Below are 11919 nucleotides of genomic sequence, written 5' to 3' on the forward strand. Positions count from 1 at the left end.
CCATCAGACCCGCTGCGCCGAGGCGCCCTGTTTGAACCGGATGGCTTCATCGCGGGCGAGCACATCGACGCGCTCGTTGTCGGGATCGCCGGAGTGGCCCTTGACCCAGCGCCAGTCGATCCGGTGGTTCTTCGTGGCCAGGTCCAGGCGTTCCCACAGATCACGGTTCTTCACCGGCGCGCCGCCCGCCGTCTTCCAGCCGCGGCGCACCCAGTTCGCCATCCACGTGGTGATGCCCTGGCGGACGTACTGCGAGTCCGTGTGCAGGGTCACCGCGCAGCTTTCCTTGAGCGCCTCCAATGCGCAGATCGTCGCCATCAGCTCCATGCGGTTATTGGTGGTGGCGGCCTCTCCGCCCACCAGTTCGCGCTCGCGGCCCTTGCAGCGCAGGAGCGCTGCCCAGCCGCCGGGGCCGGGATTGCCCAGGCAGGAGCCGTCGGTGTGGATCTCGACCATCGTGGGGGTTCTATTCGCGCCGGTGTCTTCAGTCATCGCGCCATTATCCCCGACCGTGCGCGTCCGGTCTCGTTCCGGCCTGCCCCTCGGGCGCCGGGTGCGGCCACGGATGCGGCCACCGAGCGACCTGCCATCGCAACTGCCGCACCGCTGTCGGCGGAATCAGCCCCTGCACCTGCTTGCCGGCGCTCAGCGCGAGCACGCTGCGGAAGCGGTCGGAAAATCCGATACCCGAACCCTCGATGCGTGGCCGCCATCGGGGCCCCACCCATTGCACGCGGGTGGCGGCCGAAGAGAATCCCGCGCGCCCCAGCGCCGACTGCCATGCGCCGGCACCCGTCGCCCGCAGGCCCACCCCGGTCCAGCGCAGGCGATACGGACTCCAGGGATTCAGCGTCGCCAGCCACAGCCTGCCGCCAGGCGCCAACAACCGCGCGCACTCGTCCAACAATGCCTGCGTTTCGTGCGCATCGTCCAAGGCGTGCTGCAGGAAAATCACGCCAAAGCACTCGCTGGCGAACGGCAATGGCAGGCGACAGCGCAGATCGCCGCAGAATCCGCCCCCATCGCGGTACAGGCGAACGCCCCGCGCTGTGTCTGGCGCCTTGGCCGCGGGCGCTCCGATCCACAGCCATGGCAGCGCAGGACACATCGCCATGACCCGCCCCAGGGCGTCTTCTTCGCTGGCCAGAACGGCGCTTCCGGCGGATCCGCGGAACCAGTCGAGGCCGGTGTCTGGCGATGTTCCGGGTTGACTGTGGTAGGTGAACGCGGGCATGGTCGCGGGTTGTCGCCCTGTCGGATGCGGTGGAATCCCCGATTCTGCTGCAAGCCGCCGACAATCCCAAGGAGTCTCCGCATGCAGTTGCAGGCCCTGAACGCATTCAGTGACAACTACATCTGGTGCGCCACCGGTGAGGATGGATCCGCATTGGTGGTCGATCCCGGTCAGGCGCGCCCCGTACTGGAGGCAGCCAGTGCCGGCCTGCGCCCGAGCGCCATCCTTCTCACGCACCACCACAATGACCACGTCGGCGGCGTAGCGGAGCTGCTGCAGCGCTGGCCCGACCTGCGCGTCTTCGCCCCCGACGACGCACGCATTACCACCACCACCGATGTCGTGGGAGACGGCGCGCGCATCAGTGCGGCGGGATTCGAGCTGGAAGTCATCGCCGTTCCGGGTCATACATCCAGCCATGTGGCGTACTTCCACGATGCCCCTGAGGGAGGCTCGCTGTTCAGCGGGGACACCCTGTTCAGCCTGGGTTGCGGGCGACTTTTCGAAGGTAGTCCGTTGCAGATGCACCAGTCGCTGTCCCGACTGGCCGTCCTGCCCGCGTCCACCCGGCTGTATTGCGGGCACGAGTACACCCTGTCCAACGCAGCCTTCGCGCGCGTGGTCGAGCCCGAAAATGCCGCGCTTGCGCGCCGCACCCAGGAAGCAAAACACATGCGTGACAATGCCCGTCCCACCCTGCCCACGACGCTGGAAAGCGAACTGGCCTGCAATCCGTTCCTGCGTTGCGGCCAGCCGGCGGTAAAGGCCGCAGTCGCCGCGCGCCTCGGCCGCGCCCCACTCGACGAGGTCGAGGTATTTGCCGAGCTTCGGCAGTGGAAAGACGGGTTCAGCGAATGAGTGCCCGCAACCGGCCGCAGGCGCGACGCCGCCTTGCGCGCAGTCTTGCGCTGTTGAGCGTAGCGGTGCTGATCGCACTTCCCGTGGCTGCGCTGGCTGACGCTGACGTGGAAAACTCTCCGGCAGCCGCCGCCATCACCGTCCCAGCACCTCCATCGACTGCCGCCGCGGTCGAGGCCCCGCCGCCGGTCCCACGCCGTGGCCTGGAGATCTACCGCCAGTTCCAGCAGGGCCGCGCCGATCAGGAGTGCAGCAGCGATGTCAGTCCACGCTGGAGCAAGCACTTTTCAGCCGCTCCCAAGCGCCTGGCCACCCCCAGCGACGACACCCTGCTGCTGTTCGGCTATGTGCTTGACGCGGTCCGCGCGGCGCATCTGCCCAGCGAATACGCCTTGATTCCCTTCGTGGAGAGCGGTTACCGCCCCGACGCGCGCAGTCCGTCCGGCCCGGTCGGCATGTGGCAGATGATCGAGCGCACGGCGCGCAACCACAAGGTGCCGATGCGCAACGGCTACGACGGCCGCCTGTCGCCGGTGGATTCCACCCGCGCCGCGGTGCGGTACCTGAAGACCCTGCACGGCATGTTCGCCGGCGACTGGCGGCTGGCCGCGATGGCCTACAACGCCGGCGAATACCGGATCCTGGGCGCGCTCAAGAGCGGCGGGCAGCAGGCGCGCAACGCCGACCCGGCCAGCCTGGCCGGCGTTCCGGCAACCACGCAGGCATACGTACGCAAACTGCAGGCGCTCTCGTGCGTCCTGGGCGATGCCAGGCAGCAGGAGTCGTGGGTCAAGGCGATGGATCGTCCCGCCCCGCGCCTGCAAGCAGTGACACTGGACGGGCAGACCCGCCGGATCACCGATTGGGCTGACCGTCACGGTCAGGATCCGGCGCGCGTCGGCCGGCTGAACCCGGTCTTCGGCGGCGGCCAGATCGGTGCGCGCGGCGATACTCCATTGCGGCTGCTGGCACCGGAACTGGGCATCAATTAGGCGCCGACCGCGCGGGTACAATACCCCGGTTGCCCGACCAAGCCGGTCGTGGCTCTGGTCAAAGAGGAGCAACCATGGGATTTCTGCAAGGCAAGCGTGCGCTGATCACGGGCATCGCCAGCGATCGTTCCATCGCCAGCGGCATCGCCGAAGCCATGCACCGCGAGGGCGCGGAGCTGGCATTCACCTATTTGAACGACAAGCTCAAACCGCGCGTCGAAAAGGCCGCCGCAGCACTGGGCAGCGATATCGTCCTGCCGCTGGATGTCTCCAGCGATGCGCAGATCGCCGACTGCTTCGACCAGCTGGGCAAGCATTGGGATGGCTTCGACATCCTCGTCCACGCCATCGCGTTTGCACCGCGTGAGGCGATCGAAGGCGAATTCCTGGACGGCCTGACGCGCGAGAACTGGGCCGTCGCGCACGACGTCTCCGCCTATTCGCTGGCGGCCATTTCCAAGGCCGCGCGGCCGCTGATGGCGGGCCGCGACGGTGCGATCCTGACCCTGAGCTACCTGGGAGCCGTGCGCGCCCTGCAGAACTACAACGTGATGGGGGTGGCCAAGGCCAGCCTGGAGGCGACGGTGCGCTACCTCGCGCTGAACCTTGGGCCGGAAGGTACCCGGGTCAACGCGATCTCCGCCGGACCGATCAAGACGCTCTCGGCAGCGGGCATTTCCAACTTCCGCAAGATGCTGGGCCAGTTCGAGAAGACCTCGCCCCTGCGCCGCACCGTCACCATCGAGGACGTGGGCAACACGGCCGCCTTCCTGTGTTCCGATCTTGCCCGTGGCATCACCGGCGAGGTGACCTATGTCGACTCGGGCTACAACATCATGGGGATGAGCGGCGTCGGCAGCGAAGACTGAGGCTCCAAAGCGTTGCAAGAAAAAGCCCGGCATTGCCGGGCTTTTTCCTGTCAGAGATTCTGTTCCAGGACGCGTATCTTCATGCTCTTGCGCATGCCGGCCACGAGCGCCTGCACGTCGTCGATACCGGCAGCCTGGCCGAGCTGCTGCTGCAACATCTCGCGCTGCTCCTGCGGAAACTCCGCGACGTTGCCCGGTATTACCTTGTCGACCGTAAACAGGACGATGCGGCCGTCCTCCAACACCTTGCTGCCGCTCGCCGGGCCGCCCTCCTTTGCCTGGACGGCAAAGAGCGCGTCCGACACGCCAGGCGCGATCAGCGGGGCGCCACGCGGAACGGCCGTCAGCGCTTCCGGCTCGGGCAGCGACTCGGCGCTGGCCACGTCGGCGAGCGACTCGCCCTTCTCCAGCCGCGACCGCAATGCGGTCGCCCGCTCCCGCGCTGCCTTCTCAAGACCGTCGCGGCGTACCGCTTCCACCACCTGATCGCGAACGGCCGCCAGGGGCTGGGCCTCGGCGGGCGTGTGCGATACCACCCGGATCCAGACGTTGTGGTCAGGTCCAACTTCGATCGGGTCGCTGACCGTGCCGTCCTGGATCAGCACCTCGGAAAACGCCGCGCGCTTGACCGCGGGGCTGGCCGCGATACCGTCAGTGGAACTGGCGTCGAAGGGGCCGAGCTTCTGCACTTTGAGGTTGGCCGCCTCTGCCGCAAACCCCAGCCCGCTCGGATTCTCCAGCACGGCGTCCACCACGCGGCTGGACAGGTCGTTGAACATGCCCTCACGGTCGGCCTCTGCCTGCTCGCGTGCCAGCGTCTCACGCACGGCTTCGAAAGACTCCCGCTCGCCGGCCTTGACCTCGCGCAACCTGATCACGTGAAAGCCAAACTCGGTCTTGACCGGATCGCTGATCTCACCGGGAGCCATGGCAAACAGGGCGTCCTCCAGCGCACCCGGCATCATCCCGCGGTTGATCCAGCCCAGATCTCCTCCGGCGGACGCGGCGTCGTCACTGTTCTTCTCGGCAAGCGCGGCAAAATCCGTGCCCTCGGCGCGCGCCTGCGCCGCAAGTCCGGCTGCCTTCGCCTGCGCCGCCTGCACGGTCGCCGCGTCGGCATCCGGGTCGACTTCCACCAGGATGTGCGAGGCCAGGCGCTCCTCCTGCTCGGCGAACTTCTCGGACTGCTGGTCGTAGCGCTGACGCAGCGCGGCCTCGTCCGGCGGCGGGGGCGCGGGCATGTCAGCCGCCTCCAGCGAGATGTACTCGATGGTGACCTGCTCGGGGGCGCGGTAGTCGGCCAGATGGGCGTCGTACCAGGCCTGCACCTGCGCATCTGGAACGGCAACCGTGCCCGGATCCGCCGCTGGGACCACCACCACGGCGACGTCGCGTTGCTCGCCCAGCAGTCGGATCAGGCGATCCATCTCCGCGTCGGTCACGAAGTTGCTCTCCGCCAATGCGGTCATCACCAGGCCCTGCTCAAGACTCTCGCGCACCAGCTGGTCGAACTGCGCCGGCGTCCGGGCGGGCACCTGGGAGGCAAGCGCGAGCTGGTAACGCTGGGGATCAAACCGTCCATCGACCTGGAAGGCGGGGATGCGCTGGATCTCATCGATCACCATCGAGTCGCTCACCGTCACCCCCGCAGCCTGCGCCGCCATCGCCTGGATCTTCTGATCGATCAGGCTGTCCAGCACCGCACGCTTGTTTTCCATGTCCTCGAAGGCGCGGGCATCGAACGCGTCGCCCTGGTCTGCCCGCTGTTGCTGGCGAACCTGCTCGAAACGGTTGCGGAACTCCTCGGTCGAGACTTCCTCATGCCGCCACAGCACCGATGCCGGCCAGAACGACGGCGCCGATGACCACCACGTGGGTGGCGCCTTGATCGAGGCCACGGTGCTGGTGCCGCTCTGGACCAGGTACTGATCCAGCCCGAACAGCGCGAACGGAACGATCAAAATCGCCAGGATCGTCATTGCGACCCAGCCGGTGGTCTTTTCTCGGATTTTTCGCAGCATGATGCAATCTGGTCAGGGCGGAAGCCGCACAGTTTACCGTGGATGGACGGCGCGGGCCCGCCGCGGCGACAACCGGACCTTGATCACTATCGGCGGTGGTGGCGGTTGTATCCCGGGGTGATCGCGGGCAATGACCTGGAATGCAAAACGCCCGCAAATCATCGATTTGCAGGCGTTCTGGATTTACTGGCGGAGCGGACGGGACTCGAACCCGCGACCTCCGGCGTGACAGGCCAGCATTCTAACCAACTGAACTACCGCTCCGCGCTTTGAACTCGTCAAACTGGCAACGAAACCGGCATGCCGGAACAGCGCTGCTGTCTGGACCGGCCGCCTCTACTGCTCAGCAAGCCTGGATGAAACTGGCGGAGTGGACGGGACTCGAACCCGCGACCTCCGGCGTGACAGGCCAGCATTCTAACCAACTGAACTACCACTCCGCACTTTTAACCTTGTAACCCGGCGCTGGTGGGTGCTGAGGGTTTCGAACCCCCGACCCTCTCCGTGTAAAGGAGACGCTCTACCACTGAGCTAAGCACCCGAAATTCAGACCTGGGCAAATGTCACTGCCCGGTGGGTAGCCGCTTAGTTTACAGCGTCCTTCAGGGCTTTGCCAGCCTTGAACGCAGGATTGTTCGACGCCTTGATCTGGATGGTTTCGCCGGTCTTCGGGTTGCGACCCTGACGGGCGGCACGGTTGCGGACCTGGAACGTACCGAAGCCGACGAGTGTGATGGAGTCGCCCTTCTTCAGTGCATCGGTGATCACGCTGACCATCGCGTCAACCGCGCTGGATGCATCGGCCTTGGAAAGCTCCGCGGCATCGGCGACGGCGTTGACGAATTCAGTCTTGTTCATTCAATTTGACTCCCTGAGCGGTTTCACCGCGTGTGCTTGAAATCGAAGTGCCAGCGTACATGACAGCGCTCCGATCGACTTTGCCGCCTCGCCCTGCCGCAGGACGGCTTTCGCGAAACGGTTGCTGGCCGTTATACCAGCGGGGTTTTCACGGCGCAAGACTGAAACCCAGCAACGACGCGGGTTTCAGCCGTATTTTGCGGTTTTCGACTGCTCTTGCCGCGATCAGTGCTTGACCCCGGCACGCGCGCTGCGCTCGCCCTTGCGAGGTGCCGGCAGGTCGGCCTGCCCGGCCGGCGCCAACGGCGTCAGCGGGCGTTCCAGGGCGATGTCGAGCACCTCGTCGATCCAGCGGGCCGGGACGATTTTCAACCCATCGGTCACCGCCTTGGGAAGATCGACCAGATCCTTCTTGTTTTCCTCCGGGATGACCACCGTGGTGATCCCGCCGCGCAGCGCCGCAAGGAGCTTTTCCTTCAGGCCACCGATGGGAAGCACGCGACCGCGCAGGGTGATCTCCCCGGTCATCGCAACCTCGGCGCGAACCGGGTTCTTGGTCAAGGTGGACACCAGCGCGGTCACCATCGCGATGCCGGCACTGGGTCCGTCCTTGGGCGTGGCACCCTCGGGAACGTGGACGTGGACATCGTGTTTTTCCAGGAATCCAAGATCGATACCCAGCTGTTCGGTACGCGCGCGCACCACCGACAGTGCAGCGGAGGCGGATTCCTTCATTACGTCGCCCAGTTGACCGGTCAGCAGCAACTGGCCCTTGCCAGGCACCAGCGTTGACTCGACCTGCAGCAGCTCGCCGCCCACTTCCGTCCAGGCCAGGCCGGTGACCAGACCGATCTCGTTCTGTTCCTCGGCACGGCCGAAGTCGAAGCGACGCACGCCCAGGTACTTGTCCAGGTTCTTGCTGGTGACCGCCAGCGCGGTCTTGCGCGCCTTCGGCTGGGGCCCGGCAAGGGCGATTTCCTTGACCACCTTGCGGCAGATCTTGGCGATCTCGCGCTCCAGGTTCCGCACCCCCGCCTCACGGGTGTAATAGCGCACGATGTCGTGCACCGCCGCCTCGGCAATCTTCAGCTCCCCGGGCTTGAGCCCGTTGGCCTTGAGCTGCTTGGGCAAGAGGTAGCGCATCGCGATATTCACCTTCTCGTCCTCGGTGTAGCCCGGGATCCGTATCACTTCCATCCGGTCCAGCAACGGGCCGGGGATGTTGAGCGAGTTGGCGGTGGCGACGAACATCACTTCGCTCAGGTCCAGATCGACCTCCAGGTAGTGGTCGTTGAAGGCGTTGTTCTGCTCCGGATCCAGCACCTCCAGCAGCGCGGACGAGGGATCACCGCGGAAATCCATCGACATCTTGTCGATCTCATCGAGCATGAACAGCGGGTTGCGGGTCCCGGCCTTGGTCAGGTTCTGTACCACCCGGCCCGGCATGGATCCCACGTAGGTGCGGCGGTGGCCACGGATCTCGGCCTCGTCGCGCACGCCGCCCAGCGACATGCGCACGAACTTGCGGTTGGTCGCCTTGGCGATCGACTGCCCCAGCGAGGTCTTGCCCACGCCGGGCGGGCCGACCAGGCACAGGATCGCGCCCTTCATCTGCTTCACGCGGGTCTGCACGGCGAGGTACTCGAGGATGCGCTCCTTGACCTTCTCCAGCCCGTAGTGGTCCGCGTCGAGCACGTCCTGGGCCGCCTTCAGGTCCTTGCGCACCTTGCTGCGCTTCTTCCATGGCACGCCCAGCAGCCAGTCCAGGTAGTTGCGCACCACCGCGGCCTCGGCCGACATCGGCGACATCTGCTTGAGCTTGTTCAGCTCGCTCTTGGCCTTGGCCTCCACCGGCTTGGGCATGCCGGCCTCGGCGATCTTGCGGGTCAGCTCCTCGATGTCATTGGGCATGTCATCGATCTCGCCCAGCTCCTTCTGGATCGCCTTCATCTGCTCGTTGAGGTAGTACTCGCGCTGGCTCTTCTCCATCTGGCCCTTGACCCGGCCACGGATGCGCTTCTCGAGCTGCTGGACGTCGATCTCGCCGTCCACCAGGCCGATCAGCTGCTCCAGGCGCGCGCCGATGCCGTGGGTCTCCAGCAGGCGCTGCTTGTCGGAGATGCGCACGCCCAGGTGCGCCGCCACCGTATCGGCCAGGCGGCCGGGCTCATCGATGCCCGACAGCGTCTGCATCAGCTCCGGCGGCAGCTTGCGGTTGGTCTTGATGTACTGCTCGAACAGGGTCATCAGCGAACGCATGACGGCCTCGATCTCGCGCTCCTCGCGATCGACTTCGGCCGGGATCTCCTGCGCCCGTCCGCGCAGCGCGCCATCGGTCTCGACCACCTGGTCGACCTTGGCCCGCGATACACCTTCCACCAGCACCTTGATGGTGCCGTCGGGCAGCTTCAGCAGTTGCAGGACGTGGGAGAGCGTACCGACCTCGAACAGGTCGTCGGCACCCGGATCATCGGTCTCGGCGGCTTTTTGGGCGACCAGCAGGATCTGCTTGTCGCCTTCCATCGCCGCCTCGAGTGCACGGATCGACTTGTCGCGGCCCACGAACAGGGGGATCACCATGTGCGGGAACACGACGACATCGCGCAGCGGCAACACCGGCAGATCCAGTGGCCCCTCCTCGGTCGTCACGCGCTCTGTGGATTTGGTCATTTGGAACTCCGGTCGTTCATGCGGTCGCCCGCACAAGGCGGGGCCGCGAAAAAAAGGAAGGTGCCGGGAACGCCGGCCATGCCTTGATTTATGGGGGCCGCAGTGAGGGGTTGCAAGCGCGTTGTTCATCTGGCCCAGGCTGGAAGTCGCTGGCCGAAACGAAATCAGCCACTTGCGCGTGCAAGTGGCTGATCGGTGTCGCTCAAACGGTCACAACCCGCTACACCTTGACTCAGTCCCCCGACGCCGCCTTCTGCGGCGCTGCCGCCGGTGCCTCGTAGATCAGGTACGGCTCGGTCTTGTGCTCGATGACCGACTCGTCCACGACCACCTTGCTGACATTCTCCAGCGATGGCAGTTCGTACATGGTGTCCAGCAGCACCGACTCGACGATGGTGCGCAGGCCGCGGGCGCCGGTCTTGCGCTTGAGCGCCTTGCGGGCAATGGCAACCAGCGCGTCGGGCCGGAACTCCAGCTCGACGTCCTCCATTTCGAACAGCTTGCGGAACTGCTTGGTGATGGCGTTCCTGGGCTCGGTGAGGATGGTTACCAGCGCCGCCTCGTCCAGTTCCTCCAGCGTGGCGACCACCGGCAGCCGGCCGACGAACTCGGGGATCAGGCCGAACTTGACCAGATCCTCGGGCTCCACCTCGGCCAGCACGGTGCCAATGTCGACCTTGCGGTCGCTGCTCTTCACCTTGGCGCCGAAACCGATGCCGCCGGCCTCGGTGCTGCGCTGCTGGATGATCTTGTCCAGTCCGGCGAATGCGCCACCGACGATGAACAGGATATTGCGCGTATCGACCTGCAGGAACTCCTGCTGCGGGTGCTTGCGACCGCCCTGCGGCGGCACACTGGCGACGGTGCCCTCGATCAGCTTCAGCAGGGCCTGCTGCACGCCCTCGCCCGACACGTCACGGGTGATGGACGGGTTGTCGGACTTGCGCGAGATCTTGTCGATCTCGTCGATGTACACAATGCCCTGCTGCGCCTTCTCGACGTCGTAGTCGCACTTCTGCAACAGCTTCTGGATGATGTTTTCCACGTCCTCGCCGACATAGCCGGCCTCGGTCAGCGTGGTCGCATCGGCCATGGTGAAGGGCACATTGAGCATGCGCGCCAGCGTCTCGGCCAGCAGCGTCTTGCCCGAGCCGGTCGGGCCGACCATCAGGATGTTGGACTTCGCCAGCTCGATGTCGTCACTCTTCTGGCGGCTCTCGATGCGCTTGTAGTGGTTGTAGACCGCCACGGCGAGCGTCTTCTTCGCCCGCGCCTGGCCGATCACGTATTCGTCAAGCACGGCGAGGATCTCGCGCGGTTTGGGCAGGTGGCTGCGGGCGGACTGCGCCTTCTCCTCCAGTTCCTCGCGGATGATGTCGTTGCACAGCTCGACGCACTCATCGCAGATGAATACGCTCGGACCGGCAATCAGCTTGCGCACCTCGTGTTGGCTCTTCCCGCAGAAGGAGCAGTAGAGGATCTTGTTGCTGTCGCCGCTGGTGCGGCCCTGTCGGTCATCGGTCATGCGCTTGCCTGGATCGTCTTGGCTGAAACACAGCCCCGGGAACGCCTGTCCGGGACAATGGGTTCCTGCGTGGTTTGGTTTGAGGGTAGCACAGCGGGCGGGCCCGGAAAGTCACGGGCCCGCCGCCTAATACCGTTTGAAATCAGTACGTTGCGAGAAATCGCCTGGTATCCACTCGGCGCCGGTGTCAGCTCGCCTGGATCGACTCTTCGGGTCGGCGCTCGAGCACCTCGTCGACCAGCCCGTAGTCGCGTGCCGCCTCGGCACCCTTGAAGTTGTCGCGGTCGGTATCGCGCGCGATCGTCTCCAGCGGCTGGCCGGTGTGGCGCGACAACACCTCGTTGAGGCGCTGCTTCAATGCGAGGATCTCGCGGGCGTGGATCTCGATGTCGGTGGCCTGGCCCTGGAAGCCGCCGAGCGGCTGATGGATCATCACCCGCGAATTGGGCAACGCATAACGCTTGCCCTTCGCGCCCGACGCCAGCAACAGCGCGCCCATGGACGCCGCCTGGCCGACGCAGATTGTGCTCACGTCGGGCCGGATGTACTGCATGGTGTCGTAGATCGCCATGCCGGCGGTGACCACGCCGCCGGGCGAGTTGATATAGAGGCTGATGTCCTTCTCGGGATTTTCCGCCTCGAGGAAGAGCATCTGGGCCACGATCACATTGGCCACGTGGTCGTCGATGGGACCAACCAGGAAGATCACCCGCTCCTTGAGCAGGCGCGAGTAGATGTCGTACGCGCGCTCACCACGGCTGGTCTGTTCGACCACCATCGGCACGAGGTTCAGGGCTTTTGTTTGCTTATCCATCAAAACGGCACCTTGGCTGGCATTGCATGGGCTGACCCAATCAACGTGGGGTCGACCGGGCCACGACGCAAGGGCCGC

At 65.5% G+C, this 11919-nt stretch carries 10 protein-coding genes and 3 tRNA genes; 3 read left to right on the forward strand and 10 right to left on the reverse strand.

Annotated elements, in window-relative coordinates:
- Window positions 1-3: 3 nt before the first annotated feature.
- Both rnhA and INQ43_RS09370 read right to left on the reverse strand, forming a co-directional pair.
- The gene (gene rnhA, locus INQ43_RS09365; protein ID WP_194037644.1) at window positions 4-456 is read right to left on the reverse strand and encodes a ribonuclease HI; all 453 of its coding nucleotides are present in this window, start codon (window positions 454-456) and stop codon (window positions 4-6) included.
- A 43-nt stretch (window positions 457-499) separates the two neighbouring features.
- Complete coding sequence (locus INQ43_RS09370; RefSeq protein ID WP_228062472.1) at window positions 500-1234, reverse strand: methyltransferase domain-containing protein; 735 nt, start codon at window positions 1232-1234, stop codon at window positions 500-502.
- A gap of 81 nt (window positions 1235-1315) precedes the next feature.
- Here INQ43_RS09370 and gloB point away from each other — a divergent pair, with 81 nt between their 5' ends.
- The 3 genes from gloB (at window position 1316) to INQ43_RS09385 (ending at window position 3953) form a co-directional block, all read left to right on the forward strand.
- Window positions 1316-2092, forward strand: a complete 777-nt coding sequence (gloB, locus tag INQ43_RS09375) for a hydroxyacylglutathione hydrolase (RefSeq protein ID WP_194036267.1) — start codon at window positions 1316-1318, stop codon at window positions 2090-2092.
- A complete protein-coding gene (locus INQ43_RS09380) occupies window positions 2089-3084 on the forward strand; it encodes a lytic transglycosylase domain-containing protein (protein ID WP_194036268.1) in 996 nt (331 codons plus the stop codon). The genes gloB and INQ43_RS09380 overlap by 4 nt, the downstream gene beginning before the upstream one ends.
- A gap of 74 nt (window positions 3085-3158) precedes the next feature.
- Window positions 3159-3953 (forward strand): enoyl-ACP reductase, encoded by a 795-nt coding sequence (locus INQ43_RS09385; protein ID WP_194036269.1) that lies wholly within the window; start codon window positions 3159-3161, stop codon window positions 3951-3953.
- Window positions 3954-4003: 50 nt separating this feature from the next.
- Here the strand turns inward: INQ43_RS09385 and INQ43_RS09390 are convergent, their stop codons facing one another.
- From INQ43_RS09390 to clpP, 8 genes are all read right to left on the reverse strand, one after another.
- Window positions 4004-5974 (reverse strand): peptidyl-prolyl cis-trans isomerase, encoded by a 1971-nt coding sequence (locus INQ43_RS09390; RefSeq protein WP_194036270.1) that lies wholly within the window; start codon window positions 5972-5974, stop codon window positions 4004-4006.
- A gap of 187 nt (window positions 5975-6161) precedes the next feature.
- Window positions 6162-6238, reverse strand: a tRNA-Asp gene (locus tag INQ43_RS09395).
- Window positions 6239-6337: 99 nt separating this feature from the next.
- Window positions 6338-6414: transfer RNA gene (locus tag INQ43_RS09400), tRNA-Asp, on the reverse strand.
- A gap of 26 nt (window positions 6415-6440) precedes the next feature.
- Window positions 6441-6515, reverse strand: a tRNA-Val gene (locus INQ43_RS09405).
- Between the two features lie 44 nt (window positions 6516-6559).
- Entirely contained in the window at window positions 6560-6832 is a 273-nt protein-coding gene (locus tag INQ43_RS09410) for an HU family DNA-binding protein (protein ID WP_194034028.1), read from the reverse strand.
- A 225-nt stretch (window positions 6833-7057) separates the two neighbouring features.
- Window positions 7058-9502: an endopeptidase La gene (lon, locus tag INQ43_RS09415; protein ID WP_194036271.1), complete on the reverse strand. Its 2445-nt coding sequence runs from the start codon at window positions 9500-9502 to the stop codon at window positions 7058-7060.
- A gap of 232 nt (window positions 9503-9734) precedes the next feature.
- Window positions 9735-11027, reverse strand: a complete 1293-nt coding sequence (clpX, locus tag INQ43_RS09420) for an ATP-dependent Clp protease ATP-binding subunit ClpX (RefSeq protein ID WP_194034030.1) — start codon at window positions 11025-11027, stop codon at window positions 9735-9737.
- 187 nt (window positions 11028-11214) lie between these two features.
- Complete coding sequence (gene clpP, locus INQ43_RS09425) at window positions 11215-11841, reverse strand: ATP-dependent Clp endopeptidase proteolytic subunit ClpP (RefSeq protein ID WP_193984070.1); 627 nt, start codon at window positions 11839-11841, stop codon at window positions 11215-11217.
- Window positions 11842-11919 lie beyond the last annotated feature (78 nt).

It is taken from the genome of Lysobacter sp. H23M47 (assembly GCF_015209765.1).
Classification (GTDB): Bacteria; Pseudomonadota; Gammaproteobacteria; order Xanthomonadales; family Xanthomonadaceae; genus Novilysobacter; species Novilysobacter avium.